Origin of the sequence: Phycicoccus avicenniae, assembly GCF_018139485.1 — a bacterium.
In the GTDB taxonomy this organism is placed as follows: domain Bacteria; phylum Actinomycetota; class Actinomycetes; order Actinomycetales; family Dermatophilaceae; genus Phycicoccus; species Phycicoccus avicenniae.
Window position 1 is genome coordinate 309,145 of record NZ_JAGSNF010000004.1, and the last position, 21,272, is coordinate 330,416.

Here is a 21,272-nt window from a genome sequence, read left to right on the forward strand (position 1 = left end):
AGGTTCGCCACTGCCCGGGTCCGGACCTCCTTCAATCGTCTCCCTGGGGGCTGGTGGCCTGTCAGGCATCTTCGACCCGGAGTGCCACGCAAGTGCTGTGAGCGCCTCGCAGCGGCTCCTCATCCGCTTGGCCAACATCTCTGTGTCCTCTGCAGTCAAGCATGCCGCTCGGTTTGCACCGTCCTTGGCCTCTCGGCCCGTGACGGTTGGCCACGAGGGACTGGCTGCGAGCGATGCAAAGCTCAACTGTGGACGCAGGCGAATTCGCCTTGCACAGTCGGCTGCTGATGCACAGTCGATGGTCGTCGGCGTCTAGCGAGGACGGGCGCCTCGGCTCAGGGCAGGGTGCCGACGCTGACCCGGACGTGCCCGCCACGCCGGCTCCAGGATCGGACGCCGGCGAGGTCGCGCTCGACGACCTCCCAGGGATGGGCGTCGATGTCGGCGCCGCCGAGCGCGCAGGCGGCCCGGGCCAGCGGCGCGGCCCACGCCCACGGGCCGGTCGGCACGGCCATGTCGACGACCGCCACCCGGGCGGTCGGGGCGAGGACGCCGCGGACCGCCCGCCAGACAGCGGCCGGGTCGGGCATGAGCGACAGGCTGTAGGTCGCGAGGACCGCGTCGAACGGGGTGTCGCCGGCCGCCTCGTCGAGGGCCGCGGGGTCCGCGGCGTCCCCCGCCACCAACCGCACCGACGGGTGGCCGCGGGCCTTGCGCCGCGCCACACGGAGCATCGCCGCGCTGCGGTCGAGCCCGACGACCGTCCCCTCGGGGCCGACCGCGTCGAGCAGCAGCGGGAGGTTCAGCCCGGTACCGCAGCCGACGTCGAGGACCCGGTCGCCGGGCCGGAGGCCGAGCGCCCGGACGGCGACCCGTCGGCCGACGCCGTAGACCGGCTCTCCGGACAGCACGTCGTAGGTGCGGGCCATGAGGGTTCCGTACCGTGCCATCGCACCTCCGTCCGTGGGCTCCGTCGCCGCTGTCGGGTCGGGCTCCATCGTCGCCCACCGTGCGGCGAGCCAGGAAGGTGGCGTCGAGCCGGAGTCGCCGTGGCGAGCCGGGAAGGTGGCGGTGGGCCTCCTGCAGCGGGCTCATCACGCCGAAGCAGGCTCGGCGTCACAGAGAAGGCTCCGGGCAGGCCCCGACCCCGAGCCCGGTGTCAGGAGTTCGGGCGGCAGCCGTCGGACGTGCGGTCGCCCGGCGTGCCCGGACCCTCGTCGTCGCACGGGGCGGCCACGGGGCGCGGTCGCTCGTCCGGCCCGGCCCACGGGGTCGCGGGGCGTCCGCGCCGGTGCAGCTCGGCGAGGCGGGCGGCGCCCCGGCGGACCCGGTCGAGCCGGCCCCGTCCGTCGAGCTCGCGCCAGCGCATCCGCTCGTGCCGGGGCGCGGCCGACGTGCCGAACCACGCGAGGACGACCGTGACCGCGGCCAGCCAGACGCCGATCGTGCCGACGGTCCAGAGAGGGGCGAAGGCATCACCGAAGCTCATGGATCCATCGTTCTCCCGCGCCCTGTGACCTGGCGAGTGGCAGATATGACCCGTATCGTGTGATTTCTGCCAAACGGACGGGAGGCGAACGATGAAGACGGTGGCGGTCGTCGTGCAGGACGGGGTCGAGGCGTTCGGTCTCGGCTGCATCGTCGAGGTGTGGGGGGAGCCGTACCACCCCGAGGACGACAACCCCGTCTTCGACCTGCGCGTCTGTGCCGCTACCCCCGGCGTGGTCCGCGGACGCAGCGTCGACGTCGTCGTGCCGGAAGGGCTGGACTGGGCGGCCGGCGCCGACCTCGTCGCGATGACGTCCCGGCGTCCCCACCTGCCGGACCACCCGGCCGTCCTCGAGATGCTCCGCGCGGCGTACGACGGCGGCAGCGACGTCTTCGCGCACTGCTCGGGGACCTTCACCCTCGGCGCCGCCGGCCTGCTCGACGGGCGGGAGTGCACGACGCACTGGCGCTACACCGACCTCCTGCGCCGGCAGTACCCCGAGGCGGTCGTCCGCCCCGAGGTCCTCTACGTCCACGACGGGACGGTGCTCACCGGCGCCGGCTCGGCGGCCGCCCTCGACGCCTCGCTCCACCTCGTGCGCGACCGGCTCGGCAGCCGGCACGCCGCCGCCGCCGCCCGCCGCATCGTCATCCCCCCGCACCGCGACGGCGGCCAGGCGCAGTTCGTCGACCGCCCCGTCGTACCGACCGCCGCCGAGAGCCTCGCGCCGCTCCTCGAGTGGGCGACGAAGCACCTCGACGAGGACCTCGGCGTGCGGGCGCTCGCCCGCCGGTCGGCACTCTCCGAGCGGACGCTGGCCCGCCGCTTCCGGCAGGAGACCGGGATGACCCCGCACGCCTGGGTCGTCGAGCAGCGGGTGCGACGGGCCGAGCAGCTGCTCGAGCGGACCGACCTGTCGGTCGACGCCGTCGCCCGCGACGTCGGCTTCGGCAGCGCCGCGACCCTGCGCCACCACGTCCGGCGCGTGCGCGAGCTGAGCCCGACGGCCTACCGGTCCCGATTCGCCGTCTGAGATGGCGCGACCCGACCCGTCACGCCCCCCGCCGGAGCGACGGACGCGTCGGCGCGGCCGGAGCGCGCCAGGGACTCGGCGACGAACCCGGTCCGCTTCAGCTCCTCGACGACGTCGTCGAGGAACGCGACGCTCTGCGGCGACCTCGTGCGCGTCGTGCCCACGGCCTGACGGATCTCCATGAACGCCGGCTCCAGCACCCGCAGGTCCGGACGGCCCCCGGCGAGGTCCAGGACCGGTTGCCGGATCCCCGCGCCGACCTCGAGCCGCTCGGTCTCGAACACCGTCGTGCCCTCCGCTCCGCGGACGAGCTCGGCGTGTTCGAGGGTGCGGGTGAGGAACAGGTCGTACGCGGACCCCTCCTTCACGCCGACCCGGACACCCGGTCGGTCGACGTCGGGCACGGTCGTCGGACCTCCGTCCTCGCGGGTCACGAAGACCCCCTCGATGACGACGTAGGGCGCCGAGAAGGCCACCTCCTCCTCGCGGGCGGGATCGACGGCGAGGAAGCAGACGTCCGACTCCCCGTCGACCATCGACGCGAAGGACAGGCGAGCGGCGTCGAAGCACCGAAGCTCCACCGGGACGCCCAGTCGCGCCCCGATCTCCCGGGCGATGTCGACGGTCACGCCGCGCGGGTCGTCCGGGGTGCCCTGGGCCAGGACCGGGTTGCCGAGGTTGATCGCCGCGCGGAGGGTGCCCGTCGGTGCCAGGTCGTCGGTGATGTCCACGGCGTGATCCTGCCATCGGTCGCGGCGACCGCCCGGCGACGGCGTCATCCGCTGGCGAACCACTCGCTGTAGAAGAGGGCGAGCCCGGCGAGGACGCAGATGCCCGACACGATCCAGAACCGGACCACGATCGTCACCTCGCCCCAGCCGACGATCTCGAAGTGGTGGTGCAGCGGGGCGATCTTGAACACCCGCCTGCCGGTCAGCTTGAAGCTCGCGACCTGGATGATGACCGACAGGGTGACGATGACGAAGAGCCCGCCCAGGACCACGAGCAGCAGCTCTGTGCGGGTCAGGATCGCCAGCCCGGCGAGCGCGGCGCCCAGCGACAGCGACCCGGTGTCGCCCATGATGATGGCGGCGGGGGAGGCGTTCCACCACAGGAACCCGAAGCAGGCCCCGGCGACGGCCGCCGCGACGACGGCGAGGTCGAGGGCGTCCGCCACCGGATAGCACCCCGGCCCCGGGGCGACGGTGCACGCCTCGTTGTGCTGCCAGAGGCTGATCATCGTGTAGGCACCGAAGACCATGACCGCCGCACCGGTCGCGAGCCCGTCGAGCCCGTCGGTGATGTTGACCCCGTTCGAGGCGCCGGTGATGAGCAGGTTGGCCCAGAGGAGGAAGAGCACCGCGCCGAGCACCGGCCCGGCGAAAGCGAGGTCGACCGGGGTGTCGCGGACGAACGAGATCGCCGTCGACGCCGGTGGCCGGCCGCCGCTGTCCCGGGTCCACAGGGCGAGGGCGGCGAAGGCGACGGTGACGACCGACTGCCCGAGGAGCTTCTGGCGCGAGGTGAGCCCGAGGTTGCGTTCGCGGCGGATCTTCGTCCAGTCGTCGAGGAACCCGACGAGCCCGAGCCCGACGAGGAGGAAGAGGACGAGACCCGCGCCCACCGTCAGCCGTCCCCGGGACACCCCGAGGACGCCGGTGGCGTCGAAGAGCAGGAGCAGCAGATGCGAGCCGAGGTATCCGACGAGCGTCGCCCCGATGATGACCGTGCCGCCCATCGTCGGCTTGCCCCGCTTCACCTGGTGCAGGGCGAGGTCGTCGTGGATCGGCTGCCCCCAGCCGCGCCCGACGAAGTAGCGGATGAACGCGGGCGTGCCGAGCAGTGACACGACGAGGGCCAGGCCCCCGGCGAGCATCACGTTGACCATGGGTCTCCCGGTCCGTCGGCGAGGGGTGCGGGGCGTGTACCCGCCCCGGGGATGCCGCGACGGCACCGACCACGGACTGTAGTCCGCCGACACGAGGGGGGCCCGGGGGCCACGCCGGAGGGTCGCCGTCGGCCTAGTCTGGCGAGCGGTCCCGGTGGCGCCGGGGCCGGAGTCCGGACACGACGGAGGGGGACGAGATGAAGATGCTGCTGACCTCGGGGGGCGTGAGCACCCCGCTGCTCCGGTCGACCCTCGTCGACCTGCTCGGCCGTCCCCTCGAGGAGTGCGACGCGCTGTGCATCCCCACGGCGTCCTACGGGCACCCGTGGACGACGCCGGTCAACGCCTGGCGCTTCGTCACCGGGACCACCCCGGCCCCGATGGTCGAGCTCGGCTGGCGCTCGGTCGGGATCCTCGAGCTCGCGGCGCTGCCGAGCCTCGCGCGGGAGCGATGGGTGCCGTGGGTCGAGGCGGCCGACGTGCTGCTCGTCGACGGGGGCGACGCCCTCTACCTCGCGCACTGGATGCGCGAGTCCGGTCTCGTCGACCTCCTGCCCGACCTGCCCGGGGTCTGGGTCGGCCTCAGCGCCGGGACGATGGTGATGGCCCCGCAGGTCGGCGAGGAGTTCGTCGGCTGGCCACCCCCGGACGGGGCGGACCGGGCGCTCGGGATCGTCGACGTCGCGGTCTTCCCGCACATCGACAACCCCGACCTCCCGGAGAACACGATGGCCGCCGCCGAGCGCTGGGCCGCCGCCCTCGACGGACCGGCCTACGCCCTCGACGACCGCAGTGCCCTCGTCGTCGACGGCGGTCCGCCGCGGGTCGTCTCCGACGGCACCTGGCGGTTCTTCCCGGGCCCGGGCGCGGGGACGGCGTGAGCCTCAGCGACTGGTGTCGATGACGCAGAAGAGCGTGCCGCCCGGGTCCTCGAGGACGACGAAGTCCGCGTCGTCGGGGTAGTCCCACGGGACGCGGCTCGCTCCGAGCCCCACGAGCCGGTCGACCTCGGCCGCCTGCTCCGCCGCGCTGTCGGTCCACAGGTCGAGGTGGGTGCGGTCCGTCGTGTCCAGGTGCAGGCGCGGCCCGGAACCGTCGGGGGAGTGGAGGAACTCGGGGTTCGCTCCGCGCTCGTACCCCAGAGCGCCGACCCAGAAGTCGCCGGAGCGCCCGGTGTCCGAGACGTTGATCACGAGCGACCCGATCCGCAGCATGTCCGGCAACCTACGCCCCGGGCCGTGCCCGTGGGGCCGCACGGCCGCCCGGAGAGGGGGAGTGTGGTGGGCCCCAGCCCCTGCGTAGGGCCCACCACACGGGGCAACGCCCCGATGACCGGCGCGGGACGGAGGGCCCCGCCGCGGTCACCAACTTTTCATTGCTGAAAAGGTACTCCCCACCCTGACAGGTGCGGAGCGACACGCAGGTAAGGAGTGGGTCAAGTTTTCGTAAGGTCCTGACCAGAGCCGTCGGGAGCGGCGCGGGCGTAGGATCGGCGCGTCCACCCCACGCCGAGGAGCCTTCGATGAGCGCCCGGACCGAACGGGCCCTGCCCGAGCCCGCCCCGGACATCGCCGGTGCCCTCAACCGGTTGCTCACGACGGTCAAGTGGGTCGACGACGACGGGGTGCTGCAGGACCTCGACAACAACGTGCACCTCGCCGCGGCGGTCTCCCAGCTGAGGGGTCCGACGCCGCACGTGCAGATCCAGCGGATCCGGCAGGGGACCCAGACCGACCCACGGGTCAGTGTGCTGTGGGCCATCTGCCGGGTCCTCAACCGGCACACGACGGTCGAGGTGACGCCCGACTACTTCTTCGTCCCCGCCACCCGCGCGAGGGTGCAGCGCGAGCTCGACCTCGAGCTGGAGCGGGTCACGATGCGGGCCCGGGGACAGCGCGGTTGAGCGGACGGCCCGCGGACGTCACTCGTCGTGGCTCAGCGGGAACGCCGAGCTCGTGACGAACACGAGGCGCACCCCACCGTCCTCGGCGTCCCCGTCGGCCCGGCGCTCCTCGGAGCGGACGCGGAACCGCTCGAAGACGGCCACGAGCTCGTCGTCGAGCTCGTGGACGTCGTCGACGGTGAGCCACAGCGAGTAGTCGCGGCCGATCGTCGCCCCGACCCAGTCCTCCGGCCACTCGCCGGTCTGTCGCTCGGCGTCGAACCGGCGGATCCGGTTGATCCGCCGCTGCAGCGAGATCCAGTAGAGGTCCTCCTTGGCCCGGGCGATCGCCGGGTCGGAGTCGTCGTCGTCGGCCCACTCGATCGGCACCTGGCGGGCCTGCCACCGAGCCGTGCGTCCCTCGCCGTCGAGGTGCTCGATCCACTCGCCGTCGGCGAGGGCGGACAGATGGGCCTGGATGCCGCGGCGTGCCTCGGGGACCGCTCGCCCGAGCTCGAGGGTGCTCATCGGGCGGTCGCGCACCCTCAGCTGCTCGAAGAGGTCCATACGTGCAGGGTCGGCCGCCATCGCGTGCAGGTGACGCAGATGACGCTGCAGATCCATGCTGTCCAGCGTAGGGCCGGTTCGGAGAGGCCACAGGAGGTGTCCCGCACGGGATGATGGCGATGCCCCGGGAAACCCTGTCGAAAGGAACCATCATGCGCCGTCTGTTCGCCGTCCTCGGTCTCGCCACCATGCTCTTCGCCGTTCCGGCCGGGGTGGCCTCCGCCGCCTCCGGCCCGACCGCCGCGAAGCTCGGCCACTGCGCCGTCTGCTGACGCGACCGTCCTCGAGCACGACCCCGGGCTCCTGCGGGAGCCACCGATCCATCGCCATCACGCAGCACCCTCTGGAAGGAACCACCATGCGCCGTCTGTTCGCCGTCCTCGGTCTCGCCACCATGCTCTTCGCCGTTCCGGCCGGGGTGGCCTCCGCCGCCTCCGGCCCGACCGCCGCGAAGCTCGGCCACTGCGCCGTCTGCTGACGCGACCGTCCCCGAGCACGACCCCGGGCTCCTGCGGGAGCCACCGATCCATCGCCATCACGCAGCACCCTCTGGAAGGAACCATCATGCGCCGTCTGTTCGCCGTCCTCGGTCTCGCCACCATGCTCTTCGCCGTCCCGGCGGGAGTCGCCCAGGCGGGCTCCACGCCCTCCGTCCCGCTGGCCGGTCACTGCGCCGTCTGCTGACGCGACCGTCCCCGAGCACGACCCCGGGCTCCTGCGGGAGCCACCGATCCATCGCCATCACGCAGCACCCTCTGGAAGGAACCACCATGCGCCGTCTGTTCGCCGTCCTCGGTCTCGCCACCATGCTCTTCGCCGTCCCGGCCGGGGTGGCCTCGGCCGCCTCCGGCCCGACCGCCGCGAAGCTCGGTCACTGCGCCGTCTGCTGAACCGGTCGCCGAGGCCCGGGTCGCAACCCCGCGACCCGGGCCCCGGGTGTGCCCCGCCGCGACCTAGGGTTGCCGGATGCCGACCCCGCGCCACCAGCCGTCCTGGCTGGCCGACTCCGTCCTCTACCAGGTCTACCCGCAGTCCTTCGCGGACGGGAACGGCGACGGCGTCGGTGACCTGGCGGGTGCCCTCGAGCACCTCGACCACCTCGCGTGGCTCGGGGTCGACGCCGTGTGGTTCAGCCCGCTGTTCGCCTCGCCCTTCGCCGACGCCGGCTACGACGTCAGCGACTACCTGAGCGTCGCGCCCCGGTACGGCACGAACGAGGACCTCGTCGCGTTCGTCGACGCCGCCAGCAGCCGCGGGATCCGCGTGCTGCTCGACCTCGTCGCCGGGCACACGAGCGACCAGCACCCGTGGTTCCGGGAGTGGGCCGACGACCCCGCGGACGGCCGGTACATCGGCCACGACCGGGTCGGCCGCCCCGCCGGTATCTGGTGCCCGGTCCCCGGCGCCCGCGGCGGGTACTACCAGCTGAACTTCTACCCCTGCCAGCCGGCGCTGAACTTCGGCTACGCCCGGCAGGACCCCGCCGAGCCGTGGCGCGACCCGGTCGACGCCCCCGGTCCGCTCGCCAACCGTCAGGCGCTCAAGGACGTCATGGCGCACTGGTTCGACCTCGGCGTCAGCGGGTTCCGGGTCGACATGGCCGCCTCGCTCGTCAAGGACGACCCCGGCCACGTCGAGACCGGCCGGCTGTGGACCGAGATGCGCTCGTGGCTCGACGCGACGTACCCCGACGCGGCGCTCCTCTCGGAGTGGGGCGAGCCGGCGACGTCGGTCCCCGCGGGCTTCCACGCCGACTTCTTCCTCCAGTTCGGCAACCCCGCCCTCCGGGCGCTGTGGCACACCGGCACCGGCACGTCCGACGCGGCGTGGGGCCACGACGGCCGGTTCTTCTTCGACCCCGAGGGCAGCGGCGGCATCGACGTCTTCCTCCGCGAGTGGCGCCGGGCGACCGAGGCGATCGGCGTCGGCGGCGGGCACGTCGCCCTGCCGAGCGCGAACCACGACTACGCCCGGCTCGTCGCGGGGCCCCGGACCGCCGAGCAGGCCCGCGCCGCGTTCGCCTTCCTCCTCACGTGGCCGTCGCTGCCGACGATCTACATGGGCGACGAGATCGGGATGCGGTACGTCGAGGACCTCCCCGACGTCGAGGGCAGCATCCTGTCGCCGACGAACAACCGCACCGGCTCCCGCACGCCGATCCAGTGGGAGCCCGGCCCGGGCGCCGGATTCTCCACGGCGGGCGAGGCCGACTTCTACCTCCCGCTCGACCCCGACCCGCACCGCCCGGACGTCGCGACCCAGCGAGCCGACGAGTCCTCGCTCCTGCGCCTTGTCCGCCGGCTGGTCGCCCTCCGGCGCGAGACCCCGGCGCTGCGGCCGGGCGGCGACCTCGAGGTCCTCACCGAGGACTACCCGTTCGCCTACGTCCGCGGCGGCACCCACCTCGTCGTCGTGAACCCGCGCCGGGCCGAGGCGTCGACCGCGCTCCCCGACGGCTGGGCGGCCGCCGACCCCGTGCTCGTCGAGGGTGTGCGGACCGAGGGTGGACGCGTCGTCGTCGACGGCTTCGGCTTCGGGGTCCTCACCCGCGCCTGACGTACCCCCTTGCCGGGCGCCCCGGACCTCAGCACACTGGTCGCGACCCCGCCCGGCGCGAGCGGGACGGCTCGAGAAGGGGGCCCGCCATGGCCGCGATCCAGGTACTCGTGGGGACGACGAAGGGGGCGTTCGTCCTCGACGGCGACGACTCCCGGTCGGGGTGGTCGGTCCGGGGTCCGTACTGCGACGGCTGGCCCGTCAACCACGTGGTCGGCGACGCGGAGACGGGGACCATGTGGGCCGGCGGCGGTGGCGACTGGTCCGGTGCCGGGGTGTGGCGCTCGGGCGACGGCGGGCACACGTGGACGCTCGCCAAGCTCACGACGGGCGAGGTCGACACGTGGGCGGCGAACGACCCGGACCTCGCGGCGATGATCGGTTGGGAGGAGGGGGCGGCGCCGTTCGGCGACGACTTCAGCCAGGTGTGGTCCCTCGCCCGCGTCGGGGAGAGGCTCTACGCCGGGACGAAGCCCGCCACGCTGCTCGTGAGCGACGACGGCGGCGCGACGTGGTCGGTCGTCAAAGGCCTCACCGACCACCCGTCCGCCTCCGAGTGGGGGCCCGGGGCGGCCGGACTCGTCCTCCACACGATCATCAGCGACCCCGACGACCCCGAGGCGATGTGGGTCGGCATCTCCGCGGCAGGGGTGTTCGCGAGCACCGACGGCGGTGTCACGTGGGAGCGGCGCAACGACCTCGACGCCGAGGCCGGGGACGTCGCCGCCGACCACCCGGCCGGCCCGTCGGACGGCCACGTCGGGTTCTGCGTCCACCACGTCGAGCGCGCCCCGGGACGGGAGCGGCACGTGCTCTACCAGCAGAACCACCACGGGGTCTGGCGCTCCGACGACGGCGGCCTGCACTGGCGGTCGGTCACCGACGGCCTGCCGTCGACCTTCGGCTTCCCGCTGCTCGTCCACCCCCGCGACCCGGAGACGGTGTGGACCCTGCCGCTCAACGGCGACATTGAGGGCCGCTACCCGCCGGACGCCGCAGCCGCGGTGTGGCGCTCACGCGACGGGGGCGCCACGTGGGAGGCCGGGCGGACCGGGCTCCCGCAGGAGGCGTGCTACTTCACCGTGCTGCGGCAGGCGATGGCCGGCGACACCCAGGAGCCGGCGGGGGTGTACGTCGGGACGAACACCGGCTCGGTCTTCGTGAGTGCCGACGAGGGGGAGAGCTGGCAGGAGGTCGCGCGGCACCTGCCGACGATCCTGTCCGTCGAGGTGCTCGAGCCCGCGCCCACCGGATGACGCCCCCGGCGCCCGCCCGGCGACCGATGGCCGGCCCACCGGACGAGGACCGTCCGCTTCCGCACCTAGCCTGACGCTGACGCCGAGGAAGACCTGGAGGGGACGAGATGACCGACGCGACGGAGACGGACGACCGGCTGCCACAGCCCGAGGACGGTGACGAGCGCTCGCTCGCCCTCGGCTGGCTCGACTACTACCGCGACGCCGTCCGTGCGAAGTGCGCCGGCCTGTCACCGGAGGACCTCGCCGCGCGCTCGGCCCCACCCTCCGTCCTGTCCCTGCTCGGCCTCGTCCGCCACCTCGCCGAGATGGAGAACGCCTACGGCGCGTGGCCACTCTCGACCGGGACCCCGTTCGCGTGGGTGTGGGGCGAGTACGCGGACGACCACGAGGACGACGTCGACTGCGGCCCGCAGGACGTCGAGGTGTCCTTCCGGGTCTGGCGTGAACGGTGCGCCGCGACGGACGCCGCGCTCGCCGACGTCCCCGACCTGGCGGCCGTCGCCCCCGCGAACGGCCGCTCCGTCCGGTGGAACCTCGCGAAGCTCGCCGGCGAGTACGCCCGGCACTGCGGCCACGCGGACCTGCTGCGCGAGCGGATCGACGGCGCGACCGGGGAGTGATCGCGCGGCAGGATGGGCGGATGGACCTGACACCCGGGTGGATGCAGCTCTTCCTCGACGTCCCGCGGCGCGACGTCGAGGTGGCGACGGCGTTCTGGTCCGAGGTGACGGGGTGGTCGGTCTCGCCGACCCGCGGGGAGGAGGGCCAGTTCGTCACGCTGCTGCCGGGCTCCGCGCCGGCCTGGGTGAAGGTGCAGGCGGTCGGCGGCCCCGGAGGCGTGCACCTCGACCTCAACTCCGCCGACCGGGAGCGGGCCGTCGCGCGGGCCCTCGACCTCGGGGCCCGCGTCCTGCGCACCTACCAGGACGTCGTCGTCATGGCCTCGCCCGGCGGCTTCACCTTCTGCCAGACCCTCGTCGACCCCACCGACCCGGCACCGCGAATGACGCGGAGCCCGGTGAGCGTCCTCGACCAGGTCTGTCTCGACGTCCCCGCGGACGCGTGGGACGCCGAGACCGCCTTCTGGCGCGACCTCACCGGGAGGGGGTACCGGCGGGGCCTGCGCCCGGAGTTCGAGTTCCTCGATGACGGTGCCGCCGACGGGCCGCTGCGGATCCTGCTCCAGCGGCTCGACGATCCGGGCGGTCCGGTCCGCGCGCACCCCGATCTCGCCGTCGCCGACCGGGCGGCCGAGGAGGCGCGGCACGTCGCCGCCGGTGCCGAGGTGCGGGCGCGGTTCGAGCGCTGGACCGTGCTGCGAGCGCCCGGCGGCCAGGTCTACTGCCTCACCGACCGCGACCCGCTGACCGGACTAGTCCGCCGTGCCGTGCAGGAATGACAGGCACGTCGTCGCGTGGGACGGTGCTCGGTGTGGACCTCGACGGTTTCGGGCGAGCGGCGACGTCGCTCGACGGCGTCCGTCGGCGCACGGTCGACGGACGTGCCCGCTGGACGTACGACGGACGGCTCGTCGCCCGCGCGCTCGACGCGGACCACGTCGTGGTCCGCGTGCCGTTCGAGGTGCGCGACGAGCTGTGCACGCGGGCGCCGACGGTCTTCGACGTCCCTCGGCGGTTCCGGAAGCACATGATGGTCGTCGCCGACCTGGTGGCCGGGGACGACGAGGCGGTCGAGGACGCCCTCGAGGCGGCGTGGTCCTTCCAGCGGTCGCAGTCCGACACCTGACGGACGGGGCGACGTGGCGCGGGCGGTCCCGTCAGCCCTTGAGGTCGAGGTGCATGACGTGCAGCCCGACGAGCCCGTGGGATGCCGAGTCGAAGGCCCACGGCACCGTCCCGACGATGCGGAACCCGAGTGAGCGCCACAGGCCGACGGCGGCCGTGTTCGTCTCGATGACGGCGTTGAACTGGATCGCCCGGTAGCCCTGCTCGCGGTGCCACGCGACGACGTGCTCGCCGAGGCGCCGACCGACGCCGCGGCCGCGGGCGTCCGGCGCCGTCATGAACGACGCCGTCCCGACGTGGCTGCCGCGCCCCGGTCGGTTCGGGCCCATCGTCGCGCTGCCGAGCACCCGCCCGTCCTCCTCGAGGACGACGGTCCGTCCCGGTGCCGGGCGCATCCACAGCGCGCGGGCCTCGTCGGACGTCAGGTCCTCCGGGTAGGCGTAGGTGTCGCCCGCGGCGACCGTCGCGGCGAAGAACGGCCAGATGTGCGGCCAGTCCTCGTCCGTGGCCGTCCGGATCGCCTCGTCGGTGAGCAGGCCGTCGCTCACTCGCCGACCTGGCCGTCGATGGACTGGCGGAGGAGGTCGGCGTGCCCGTTGTGCCGGGCGTACTCCTCGACCATGTGCGTGACGATCCACCGCATGCTGAACGGCCGGCCGCTGCGCCGCCCGGTCCGCTGCGACAGGGTGCTCCAGTCGTCGACGGCGTCGAGGACCGCGTCGGCGCGGGCGACGTGCTCGTCGAAGAGGTCCCGCAGCTGCTGCGGGGTGTGGTCGGTCGCGTAGTGCCAGTCCCCGTCGTCGTCGGCGTCCCAGTCGACGGACGCCCAGGGCTCCGCCTCGTCATGCCCCGCGAAGACCTGCTCGAACCACCAGTGCTCGACCCAGGCCAGGTGCGAGACCATTCCGCCCAGGGTCATGTCCGACGGGGGAAGCGTCGTCGCGAGCTGCTCCGCGTCGAGACCGGCGGTCTTGCGGCGCAGCGTGGCGCGGTGGAAGTCGAGGAAGCCTCGCAGGGTGGCCCGCTCGTCGCCGTCGAGCGGCGGGTCGACGCGGTCGTCGGTCACGGGGTCGCTCACGGCGGTGACGCTACCGGGGTCGGGGACCGCGCGTCCGCCGACTTTCGCGCGGGCCCCCGGCCCCGGTTGACTGGACCGATGCGTCCGCCCAGCCCCGCCGACCTGCGCGCCCGGCTCGCCTCGCCCGCCACCCAGACCGACCTGCTCCAGGTCCTCAAGGCGGTCGTCGCGGCCGTCGTGTCCTGGGTCATCACGGAGGAGGTCCTGGACCTGCACCAGGCGTTCCTCGCGCCCTGGGTCGCCCTCCTCACCGTCCACGCCACGGTCCACCGGACCCTCTGGCGCGGGGTGCAGACGGTGCTCGCCGTCGGCGTCGGGGTCGTGCTCTCGCTCGTCGTCGTCCTCACGATGGGGTCCTCCTCGTGGTCGCTCGGCGTCGCCCTCCTCGTCGGTCTGCTCCTCGCCCGCCTGCCGCTCGTGCGCGACGAGGGCGTGACGATCGCGACGACGGCGCTCTTCGTCATCGCCGCGGGGTACGACGCCTCCGAGCAGCAGGCCGTCGCCTTCCTGCCGGACCGGCTGCTCGCCACCGGGATCGGCGTCGTCGTCGCGCTCCTCGTCAACGCCGTCGTCCTCCCGCCGCTCAACGACGCGAGCGCGCAGCGCCAGGTCGACGACGTCGACCGGCGGCTCGGCGACCTCATCGTCAAGATGGCGGGGCAGATGCGCCACCCCTGGCAGGAGCAGCAGGAGGACGACTGGGTCGAGGAGACCCGCTCGATCGACGAGGACGTCGACCACGCGTGGTCGCTCGTGCGGCACTCACAGGAGAGCCGGGCGTGGAACGTCCGGCGCCGCCGACACCGGGGCCTCGACGACGCGGGGTACCCCGAGGTGCTCACCCGGCTCGAGGAGGGGGTGTCCTACGTCCGGGCGATCGCTCGCCAGACCCGGGAGTCCAGCCGTGAGGCGCACGAGTGGGACCCCGTCTTCCGGGACCGGTTCGTCGACCTCCTCGAAGAGGCCGGGCGACGGGTCGCCGACCCGGACGCGCAGGTGGCCGACCTGCGTCAGGACCTGGAGTCGCTCGTGCGGGACCTGTCCCGGGAGGACCTGCCGGCGCTGCGCTGGCCGCTCTACGGGGCGCTGCTCGCCAACCTGCGCCTCATCGTCGAGATCGTCGACGACGTCGCGACCGCCCGGCCGGTCCGGACCTGACGTGCGCGAGGATGAGGCCATGACGGCCCCACGGACCATCGACCTCACGACCGACGGGCTGCGGCTCGAGCTCGTCACCGCGGGCGCCGCGGTGCGCCGCCTCGTCCTCGACGACGGGGACGGCCCGGTCGACGTCGTCCTCGGCCTCGCCGACGTCGGGGAGTACGTCGCCGACGGCGGTTACCTGGGGGCGACGATCGGGCGCTTCGGCAACCGGATCGACGCCGGCCGTTTCACCCTCGACGGCACCGAGCACACCCTGACGACCAACCAGTTCGGCAACACCCTGCACGGTGGGGCGACCGGCTTCGACCGCCACGACTGGACCGTCGCCGAGGAGTCGCCGACGCACGCCACGTTCTCCCTGACGAGCCCCGACGGCGACCAGGGCTTCCCGGGCACGCTCGAGGTCACCGTCACCTACCGGGTCGCGCCCGGCGAGGTGACGATCGAGTACACGGCGAGGACCGACGCGCCGACCGTCGTCAACCTCACCAACCACGCGTACTTCCACCTCGACGGAGCCGCCGGACCGGTCGACGACCACACCCTCGAGGTGGCGGCGACGGCCTTCCTCCCGGTGCGTGAGGACCTCGTCCCCACCGGCGAGGTCCGGCCCGTCGAGGGCACGACGTTCGACCTGCGCACCCCGACCCGCCTGGGCGACGCCCTCTCGGGCGACGACGAGCAGCTGGGCTTCGCGGGCGGCATCGACCACGGCTACTGCCTCGACGGGGACGGGCCACGGCGTGCGGCCCGGCTCACCGGCACCTCGGGCCGGTGGCTCGAGGTGGACACCGACCTGCCCGGCATCCAGGTCTACACGGGGGCGCACTTCGATGGCAGCCAGGTCGGCCTCGACGGACAGCCGCTGCGCGAGCGGGCCGGGGTCGCGCTCGAGACCCAGGGCTGGCCGGACGCCCCGAACCACGACGACTTCCCGAGCACCGTGCTGCGACCCGGTGAGACGTACCGGACGACCACCGTGTGGCGGGTCGGCCGTGGCTGACGTCCACGCGGACGGGTCGCGTGCCGACGACCCGGTTCCGGCGACGATCCTCCTCGAGACCGTCGACGAGGAGGGGGTCGCCATCGGGACGATGGAGAAGCTCGCCGCGCACGCCGCACCCGGCGTCCGGCACCGGGCGTTCTCGCTCTTCCTCCTGGGCGACGACGGACGGGTCCTGCTCCAGCGCCGGGCCGCGGTGAAGTACCACTCGCCGGGCGTGTGGTCGAACACGTGCTGCGGCCATCCCGCGCCCGGTGGTGACCCCGTCGAGGCGGCCGTGCGCCGCGTCGCCGAGGAGCTCGGCGTCGGCGCCCGAGACGTCGAGGAGGCCGGCGTCGTCGAGTACCGGCACGAGGACCCGCGGACCGGCCTCGTCGAGCACGAGTGGAACCACACCCTCGTCGGCACGGTCGTCGGCGAGCCCCACCCCGACCCGGACGAGGTCGACGCGTGGGCGTGGGCCGACGCGGACGCCGTCGCCCGCCACCGGGTGGCCGGTGAGCTGAGCGTCTGGTTCGACGACGTCTACGCCACCGCCCGGCCGGTCCTGGCCGCGCGCACCGGCCTCGCCTGGTAGCCGCGGGTCCGGGACGCGTCCGGGCGACGGTCGTCAGCTGCGGGAGACGACACGCACTCCGAGGGGGACGTCGACGTCCCGCGCGTCGAGCGGCGGGGTGTCGGAGAAGGGCATCTCGTCGGTGCACTGCGACAGGTCGACCGCCCGCGCGGCGAAGCCCGTGTCTGTGCCGGGTGCGGCCACCTGGACGCCGAGCCCGTCGCGACCGGCCCAGCGCACGGATTCCGCGAGCCGTCGGAAGGCGACGAGGCTCGCACCGCCACAGAAGGCGGGAGAGAAGACCGAGGAGCCGTTCGTGGCCTTTCTGACCTCGATGCACGAGATCCCGCACCCGTCGTCACGCAGGTCCGACCGCACCCGGGCCCGGGCCGACCGGGACGGGTTCGCCGTCCACGGCCCCGCCCACGCGAAGGTGCTCCCGCGGGACCACAGATCCTCGACGACCGCCTCGAGCACGGCGGGATCGAACCGCACGGTCTCGTGCAGGTGGGTCAGGAGAGCGACGTGCGCCTGCACGAGGAGGGCTCCGCGCTGCTCGGCGGTGAGGTCGAGGAAGGTGTCGGGTACGGACGCGTTGGCCCAGTACATCCCGTCGATCGGTCGGTCGAGGACGGAGACGACGACCTCGTCGGGTCCGGTCTCCATGAACCGAGGGCTCTGAAGGAGGACCCGCATCGTCGAGCCGCCGGCGAACAGCTCGGTGGTGGACAGCAGGGCCTCGAGGGACTCGGTGACGCGGCGAGCGCTCTTGGCGAAGGCGTCCTCGGCGGGACGGAGGTCGTCGCCCCACGGGGTGTGGGGGTGTCCGCCGTAGGGGTAGACCTCGATGCTGTGGAGCCGCCGCGTCGTCACGAGTGCAGTCTGCCCGCGGTCTCCGTCTCGCGCGCCGGTCCGGACGGTCCGGCTCAGCGCTGCGGGCCCTCGAAGGTCACGTCGTCGACGAAGCAATACGCCCAGTGCTCCCCGGGCTCCAGGCTGGTCATGATCGGGTGCCCCTTCTGGTCGTGGTGCGCCCGCGCGTGCTTGCCCGGCGAGGAGTCGCAGCAGCCGACGTGGCCGCACTGGGTGCACAGCCGCAGGTGGACCCAGTCCATCCCCTCGCGCAGGCACTCGGCGCACCCCTCGGTGCGCGGCAGCACCGGCACCGAGGCCGAGCTGTGCGCGCACCCGGCGTCCTCGGGAACCGGGACGAAGACGAGACGGGTCGTGTCGACCCACGTCATCGACCCGCGGCCGGGCTGCGGCACCTTCGGGCGCGGCATCGACAGCCGGTCCTGGACGGCCTGGAAGAGCCGTCCCCGGCTCACCGCGCGAGGGTCGACGACGTGGTCGACGCCTGCGGTCTGCAGCTCGACGAGGTCGGCGATCCCGTGGGCGCGGACGACGACGGGCGCCCCGGTGAGGTCGCGCACGACCGTCGCGATGCGGGCCACCTGCTCCGGCTCGTCCTCGGCGATGACGACGAGCTGGGCCTTGGACACGGCGACCGCCTCGAGGACGCCCTGACGCAGCGAGTCCCCGCTCACGACGGGCAGACCGATCCGCTCGGCGGCGGCGAGGCCCTCGGGGTTGAGGGTCGTCATGACGGCCTGGACGCCACGGGCGCGCAGGTCGCGGCCGAGCTCGATGGTGTCCTCCCCCCAGCCGAGCAGGACGACGTGGTCGGACCACTCCCCGTCCTCGACGGGCGCGAGCCCGGTCTCGTCCTCCGGGGTGTCGACCGGGGTCCGGGCGAGCACCCGGTCGCCGGCGACGGCGAGCAGCGGGGTCGCGACCATGAGGAGCACGGTCGTCGCGACGAGGGCCTGGTAGCCGTCGTCGCCCAGTCCGGCGGGGCTGAGCCCCGCGCCCTGGCCGACGGTGAGCAGGACGAAGGAGAACTCGCCGACCTGCCCGACGAGCAGCGCCGCGGCGAGCGACTGCCGCCACCCGACGCCGGTCGGCAGCAGGGCGAGCGTCGTCGTCGCCGCCTTGAGGAGCAGGACGAGGACGGCGAGCCCGAGCACGAGCCCGAGGTTGCCGAGGAGGAAGCCGACGTCGAGGAGCATCCCGACGGAGACGAAGAAGACGGCGGAGAAGATGATCTTGAGCGGCAGCACCTCGGAGAGCGCCTGGGTGCTCTGCCGGCTCTCGCTGACGACGAGGCCCGCGAGGAAGGCCCCGAGCGAGACGCTGACCCCGGCGAGCGCGGTGAGGTAGGCCGTCCCGAGACAGATCGCGATGACGGCGAGGAGGAAGACCTCGGGCGAGCAGAGTGCGGCGACCCGGTCCAGGACCCGCGGCATGACCCGGCGCGCGACGACGAGGACGACCGCGACGACGGCGACCGCGGTGAGCAGCGCCCGGACCAGCGCCCCGCCGCCCCCGGAGGCGTCGGCGGACAGCAGCGGCACGAGGACGACCATCGCGACGACGGCGAGGTCCTGGAAGATGAGGACGGCGAGGGCGAGCCGGCCGCGGACGGTGTTCGTCTGCCCGCGCTCGCCGAGGATCGTCAGGACGATGGCGGTCGAGGAGAGGGCGACGAGGAAGCCGGTGAACAGGCCGGTGCGCCAGTCGCCCCCCGCGAGGAGGACGAGCGCGACGGTCACCCCGGTGGCGAGCAGCACCTGCCCGCCACCGCCGAGGACGATCCAGCGCCACACCCGGGCCAGCCGTTCGAGCGAGAACTCGATGCCGATCGTGAAGAGCAGGAGGATGACGCCGACCTCGGCGGCGGCGTCGACCATCTCTGTCGACGCCACGAGCCCCAGCTGGGCCGGGCCGATGATGACGCCGGCGAGGAGGAAGCCGACGATCGAGACGACGCGCAGCCGCACGCTGAGGTAGCCGACGACCGCCGCGGCGACGACGAGGCCCGCGGTGGGGGCCAGGTAGGCGGGGACCTCGGGACCGGCCATGACGAACATCGGAGCCTCCTCGGGAGCGGGTGTGAACGCGTGGACGCTCGCCGCCGCTCGGGAGCAGTCTGCACCGTGGGCGCCCGCAGCGCCTCAACCCGGGGCAGGCCCCGGCTTGTTCCCCCGGGGCCTCGGTCGACCGGGGGTCAGGCCCCGACCGGCCCGACCCCCAGCTCGGCGAGCAGGGTGAGGACCCGTCCGCGGATCTCGTCGCGGATCGGCCGGACCGCCTCGACGCCCTGGCCCGCGGGGTCGTCGAGCACCCAGTCCTCGTAGCGCTTCCCCGGGAAGATCGGGCAGGTGTCGCCGCAGCCCATCGTGATGACGACGTCGGAGGCGCGGACGGCGTCGGTCGTCAGCACCTTCGGCTGCTCGGCCGCGATGTCGATGCCCTCCTCGGCCATCGCCTCGACGGCCGCCGGGTTGACGTGGTCACCCGGCGCGGAGCCGGCGGAGCGGACCTCCACGGCTCCGCCGCCGAGGTGGGCGAGGTAGGCGGCGGCCATCTGGGACCGGCCGGCGTTGTGGACGCAGACGAAGAGGACGGAGGGGCGGTCGGTCATCGGGGTGCTTCCGAGGTCGTCGAGCCGGACGGTGAGGTGTCGCGGTAGCGACGGCGGAGCCACAGGCTGACGTAGACGAGGCCGACGAGGACCGGCACCTCGATGAGCGGGCCGACGACGCCGGCGAGCGCCTGGCCGGACGCGGCGCCGAAGGTGGCGATCGCGACGGCGATGGCGAGCTCGAAGTTGTTGCCGGCCGCGGTGAACGCAAGCGTCGTCGTCCGCTCGTACGACAGGCGCATGACGTGGCCGAGGAGGAACCCCCCGCCCCACATCGCCGCGAAGTACACCAGGAGCGGCACCGCGATCCGCACGACGTCGAGCGGGTTGGAGGTCACCGCCTCGCCCTGGAGGGCGAAGAGGACGACGATCGTGAAGAGGAGCCCGTAGAGCGCCCACGGTCCGACCCGCGGCAGGAACCGCTCCTCGTACCAGGCGCGGCCGCGGGCCCGCTCGCCGAGCCGGCGCGACAGGTACCCGGCGAGGAGGGGGATACCGAGGAAGACGAGCACCGAGCGGGCGATGTCCCCCGTCGAGGCATCGATGCCGGCCTGCTCCAGGCCGAGCCACCCGGGCAGGACCGACAGGTAGAACCAGCCGAGCCCGGCGAACGCGAGCACCTGGAAGACGGAGTTGAGCGCGACGAGGACGGCGGCCGCCTCCCGGTCGCCGCACGCGAGGTCGTTCCAGATGATGACCATCGCGATGCAGCGGGCGAGCCCGACGATGATCAGCCCGGTGCGGTACTCGGGCAGGTCCGGGAGGAAGATCCAGGCGAGGGCGAACATGAGCGCCGGGCCGAGCACCCAGTTGAGGACGAGGCTGCCGAGCAGCAGGCGCCGGTCGCCGGTCACCGTGTCGAGCCGGTCGTAGCGGACCTTCGCCAGGACCGGGTACATCATGACGAGGAGGCCGAGCGCGATGGGCAGCGAGACGCCGTCCACGGTGACGGCGGCGAGCGCGGAGCCGAGGTCCGGGACGAGCCGGCCGAGGAGCAGGCCGCCGACCATCGCGACGCCGATCCAGACCGGCAGGTAGCGGTCGGTCCGGGAGAGCCGCCCGGCGACGTGCTCGTCGGTGGGCGGGGCGGGTGCCTCGGTGGCCACGGGTCTCCTCGCGGTATCAATGGACGTCGATATGTGCCGCCACCATGGCCGACGACATCGGTGTCTGTCAATATGGAGGGTGACCCGCCGGGATGAACAGGAGGTGACCTCGTGACCGTCGACGTCGCGACGACCGCCGCCGGGGTGAGGACACCCTGCGGCAGCACGGCACCACCCCCGCTCGCGGGCGACGAGGCCCGGCGCCGCGCCGACCTGCTCAAGGCGCTCGCCGACCCCGTCCGCCTCCAGCTGCTGAGCGTCATCGAGGAGTCCGACGGGCACGAGGCCTGCGTCTGCGACATGACCGACCGGGTCGACGTCGCCCAGCCGACGGTGAGCCACCACCTCAAGGTCCTCGTCGAGGCCGGGCTGCTGCACCGCGAGCGTCGCGGCAGCTGGGCGTGGTTCCGGCTGGACACCGCACGTCTCGCCGAGATCCGCGCCTTCCTGCCCGGTTGACCC

At 73.6% G+C, this 21,272-nt stretch carries 24 protein-coding genes; 12 read left to right on the top strand and 12 right to left on the bottom strand.

Going from position 1 to position 21,272, the window contains the following annotated elements; genetic code table 11:
• Window positions 1-335 precede the first annotated feature (335 nt).
• The gene (locus KC207_RS05350) at window positions 336-950 is read right to left on the bottom strand and encodes a class I SAM-dependent methyltransferase (protein ID WP_211601863.1); all 615 of its coding nucleotides are present in this window, start codon (window positions 948-950) and stop codon (window positions 336-338) included.
• A gap of 209 nt (window positions 951-1,159) precedes the next feature.
• Complete coding sequence (locus KC207_RS05355) at window positions 1,160-1,489, bottom strand: hypothetical protein (protein WP_211601864.1); 330 nt, start codon at window positions 1,487-1,489, stop codon at window positions 1,160-1,162.
• A 91-nt stretch (window positions 1,490-1,580) separates the two neighbouring features.
• On the opposite strand from KC207_RS05355, the gene KC207_RS05360 reads away from it, so the two are divergent.
• Window positions 1,581-2,522: a GlxA family transcriptional regulator gene (locus tag KC207_RS05360; RefSeq protein WP_211601865.1), complete on the top strand. Its 942-nt coding sequence runs from the start codon at window positions 1,581-1,583 to the stop codon at window positions 2,520-2,522.
• Here the strand turns inward: KC207_RS05360 and KC207_RS05365 are convergent.
• A complete protein-coding gene (locus KC207_RS05365; protein WP_249138570.1) occupies window positions 2,498-3,253 on the bottom strand; it encodes a transporter substrate-binding domain-containing protein in 756 nt (251 codons plus the stop codon). The genes KC207_RS05360 and KC207_RS05365 overlap by 25 nt on opposite strands.
• Window positions 3,254-3,297: 44 nt before the next feature.
• Window positions 3,298-4,410, bottom strand: a complete 1,113-nt coding sequence (gene mraY / locus KC207_RS05370) for a phospho-N-acetylmuramoyl-pentapeptide-transferase (RefSeq protein ID WP_211601867.1) — start codon at window positions 4,408-4,410, stop codon at window positions 3,298-3,300.
• Between the two features lie 197 nt (window positions 4,411-4,607).
• Here mraY and KC207_RS05375 point away from each other — a divergent pair, with 197 nt between their 5' ends.
• Window positions 4,608-5,291 carry a Type 1 glutamine amidotransferase-like domain-containing protein gene (locus KC207_RS05375; protein WP_211601868.1) on the top strand — a complete coding sequence of 228 codons (684 nt, stop codon included), beginning with the start codon at window positions 4,608-4,610 and terminating at the stop codon, window positions 5,289-5,291.
• A gap of 3 nt (window positions 5,292-5,294) precedes the next feature.
• On the opposite strand, the gene KC207_RS05380 is transcribed toward KC207_RS05375, so the two are convergent.
• A complete protein-coding gene (locus KC207_RS05380) occupies window positions 5,295-5,624 on the bottom strand; it encodes a VOC family protein (protein ID WP_211601869.1) in 330 nt (109 codons plus the stop codon).
• Window positions 5,625-5,932: 308 nt separating this feature from the next.
• Here KC207_RS05380 and KC207_RS05385 point away from each other — a divergent pair, with 308 nt between their 5' ends.
• Window positions 5,933-6,313: a hypothetical protein gene (locus KC207_RS05385; RefSeq protein ID WP_211601870.1), complete on the top strand. Its 381-nt coding sequence runs from the start codon at window positions 5,933-5,935 to the stop codon at window positions 6,311-6,313.
• Window positions 6,314-6,331: 18 nt separating this feature from the next.
• Here KC207_RS05385 and KC207_RS05390 read toward each other — a convergent pair whose 3' ends face one another.
• Complete coding sequence (locus KC207_RS05390; protein WP_211601871.1) at window positions 6,332-6,916, bottom strand: hypothetical protein; 585 nt, start codon at window positions 6,914-6,916, stop codon at window positions 6,332-6,334.
• A gap of 909 nt (window positions 6,917-7,825) precedes the next feature.
• Here KC207_RS05390 and KC207_RS05395 point away from each other — a divergent pair.
• The 5 genes from KC207_RS05395 (at window position 7,826) to KC207_RS05415 (ending at window position 12,420) form a co-directional block, all read left to right on the top strand.
• Window positions 7,826-9,415: an alpha-amylase family glycosyl hydrolase gene (locus KC207_RS05395; RefSeq protein ID WP_211601872.1), complete on the top strand. Its 1,590-nt coding sequence runs from the start codon at window positions 7,826-7,828 to the stop codon at window positions 9,413-9,415.
• A gap of 89 nt (window positions 9,416-9,504) precedes the next feature.
• Window positions 9,505-10,671 (top strand): WD40/YVTN/BNR-like repeat-containing protein, encoded by a 1,167-nt coding sequence (locus KC207_RS05400; protein WP_249138571.1) that lies wholly within the window; start codon window positions 9,505-9,507, stop codon window positions 10,669-10,671.
• Between the two features lie 107 nt (window positions 10,672-10,778).
• Window positions 10,779-11,294, top strand: a complete 516-nt coding sequence (locus tag KC207_RS05405) for a mycothiol transferase (protein WP_211601873.1) — start codon at window positions 10,779-10,781, stop codon at window positions 11,292-11,294.
• Window positions 11,295-11,314: 20 nt separating this feature from the next.
• Window positions 11,315-12,073: a VOC family protein gene (locus KC207_RS05410; protein ID WP_211601874.1), complete on the top strand. Its 759-nt coding sequence runs from the start codon at window positions 11,315-11,317 to the stop codon at window positions 12,071-12,073.
• A 32-nt stretch (window positions 12,074-12,105) separates the two neighbouring features.
• Complete coding sequence (locus KC207_RS05415) at window positions 12,106-12,420, top strand: hypothetical protein (protein WP_211601875.1); 315 nt, start codon at window positions 12,106-12,108, stop codon at window positions 12,418-12,420.
• Between the two features lie 31 nt (window positions 12,421-12,451).
• Here the strand turns inward: KC207_RS05415 and KC207_RS05420 are convergent, their stop codons facing one another.
• Window positions 12,452-12,967, bottom strand: coding sequence for a GNAT family N-acetyltransferase (locus KC207_RS05420; RefSeq protein ID WP_249138572.1), 516 nt, complete (start codon window positions 12,965-12,967; stop codon window positions 12,452-12,454).
• Window positions 12,964-13,497: a DinB family protein gene (locus KC207_RS05425; RefSeq protein ID WP_211601876.1), complete on the bottom strand. Its 534-nt coding sequence runs from the start codon at window positions 13,495-13,497 to the stop codon at window positions 12,964-12,966. Before KC207_RS05425 ends, KC207_RS05420 begins: the two co-directional genes overlap by 4 nt.
• A 78-nt stretch (window positions 13,498-13,575) precedes the next feature.
• On the opposite strand from KC207_RS05425, the gene KC207_RS05430 reads away from it, so the two are divergent.
• The 3 genes from KC207_RS05430 to idi are packed head-to-tail and all read left to right on the top strand — an operon-like array spanning window position 13,576 to window position 16,241.
• Window positions 13,576-14,655, top strand: coding sequence for an aromatic acid exporter family protein (locus KC207_RS05430; RefSeq protein WP_211601877.1), 1,080 nt, complete (start codon window positions 13,576-13,578; stop codon window positions 14,653-14,655).
• 19 nt (window positions 14,656-14,674) lie between these two features.
• Complete coding sequence (locus KC207_RS05435; protein WP_211601878.1) at window positions 14,675-15,664, top strand: aldose epimerase family protein; 990 nt, start codon at window positions 14,675-14,677, stop codon at window positions 15,662-15,664.
• The gene (gene idi, locus KC207_RS05440; RefSeq protein WP_211601879.1) at window positions 15,657-16,241 is read left to right on the top strand and encodes an isopentenyl-diphosphate Delta-isomerase; all 585 of its coding nucleotides are present in this window, start codon (window positions 15,657-15,659) and stop codon (window positions 16,239-16,241) included. Before KC207_RS05435 ends, idi begins: the two co-directional genes overlap by 8 nt.
• Window positions 16,242-16,274: 33 nt before the next feature.
• Here the strand turns inward: idi and KC207_RS05445 are convergent, their stop codons facing one another.
• The 4 genes from KC207_RS05445 to arsB form a co-directional block, all read right to left on the bottom strand.
• Window positions 16,275-17,093, bottom strand: a complete 819-nt coding sequence (locus tag KC207_RS05445) for a hypothetical protein (protein WP_211601880.1) — start codon at window positions 17,091-17,093, stop codon at window positions 16,275-16,277.
• A gap of 53 nt (window positions 17,094-17,146) precedes the next feature.
• Window positions 17,147-19,150: a cation:proton antiporter domain-containing protein gene (locus tag KC207_RS05450; RefSeq protein WP_211601881.1), complete on the bottom strand. Its 2,004-nt coding sequence runs from the start codon at window positions 19,148-19,150 to the stop codon at window positions 17,147-17,149.
• A 137-nt stretch (window positions 19,151-19,287) separates the two neighbouring features.
• Window positions 19,288-19,704: an arsenate reductase ArsC gene (locus KC207_RS05455; RefSeq protein WP_211601882.1), complete on the bottom strand. Its 417-nt coding sequence runs from the start codon at window positions 19,702-19,704 to the stop codon at window positions 19,288-19,290.
• The gene (gene arsB / locus KC207_RS05460) at window positions 19,701-20,810 is read right to left on the bottom strand and encodes an ACR3 family arsenite efflux transporter (RefSeq protein ID WP_211601883.1); all 1,110 of its coding nucleotides are present in this window, start codon (window positions 20,808-20,810) and stop codon (window positions 19,701-19,703) included. Before arsB ends, KC207_RS05455 begins: the two co-directional genes overlap by 4 nt.
• 111 nt (window positions 20,811-20,921) lie before the next feature.
• Between arsB and KC207_RS05465 the strand changes: the two genes are divergently transcribed.
• Window positions 20,922-21,269: an ArsR/SmtB family transcription factor gene (locus KC207_RS05465; protein ID WP_367616030.1), complete on the top strand. Its 348-nt coding sequence runs from the start codon at window positions 20,922-20,924 to the stop codon at window positions 21,267-21,269.
• Window positions 21,270-21,272: the final 3 nt, after the last annotated feature.

Coding starts and splice junctions, on each gene's coding strand:
- KC207_RS05455 (WP_211601882.1), bottom strand. CDS start 19,704: ATGACCGACCGCCCCTCCGTCCTCTTCGTCTGCGTCCACAACGCCGGC.
- KC207_RS05360 (WP_211601865.1), top strand. CDS start 1,581: ATGAAGACGGTGGCGGTCGTCGTGCAGGACGGGGTCGAGGCGTTCGGT.
- KC207_RS05375 (WP_211601868.1), top strand. CDS start 4,608: ATGAAGATGCTGCTGACCTCGGGGGGCGTGAGCACCCCGCTGCTCCGG.
- KC207_RS05385 (WP_211601870.1), top strand. CDS start 5,933: ATGAGCGCCCGGACCGAACGGGCCCTGCCCGAGCCCGCCCCGGACATC.
- KC207_RS05350 (WP_211601863.1), bottom strand. CDS start 950: ATGGCACGGTACGGAACCCTCATGGCCCGCACCTACGACGTGCTGTCC.
- KC207_RS05390 (WP_211601871.1), bottom strand. CDS start 6,916: ATGGATCTGCAGCGTCATCTGCGTCACCTGCACGCGATGGCGGCCGAC.
- KC207_RS05450 (WP_211601881.1), bottom strand. CDS start 19,150: ATGTTCGTCATGGCCGGTCCCGAGGTCCCCGCCTACCTGGCCCCCACC.
- KC207_RS05395 (WP_211601872.1), top strand. CDS start 7,826: ATGCCGACCCCGCGCCACCAGCCGTCCTGGCTGGCCGACTCCGTCCTC.
- mraY (WP_211601867.1), bottom strand. CDS start 4,410: ATGGTCAACGTGATGCTCGCCGGGGGCCTGGCCCTCGTCGTGTCACTG.
- KC207_RS05405 (WP_211601873.1), top strand. CDS start 10,779: ATGACCGACGCGACGGAGACGGACGACCGGCTGCCACAGCCCGAGGAC.
- KC207_RS05400 (WP_249138571.1), top strand. CDS start 9,505: ATGGCCGCGATCCAGGTACTCGTGGGGACGACGAAGGGGGCGTTCGTC.
- KC207_RS05430 (WP_211601877.1), top strand. CDS start 13,576: ATGCGTCCGCCCAGCCCCGCCGACCTGCGCGCCCGGCTCGCCTCGCCC.
- KC207_RS05410 (WP_211601874.1), top strand. CDS start 11,315: ATGGACCTGACACCCGGGTGGATGCAGCTCTTCCTCGACGTCCCGCGG.
- KC207_RS05380 (WP_211601869.1), bottom strand. CDS start 5,624: ATGCTGCGGATCGGGTCGCTCGTGATCAACGTCTCGGACACCGGGCGC.
- KC207_RS05355 (WP_211601864.1), bottom strand. CDS start 1,489: ATGAGCTTCGGTGATGCCTTCGCCCCTCTCTGGACCGTCGGCACGATC.
- KC207_RS05435 (WP_211601878.1), top strand. CDS start 14,675: ATGACGGCCCCACGGACCATCGACCTCACGACCGACGGGCTGCGGCTC.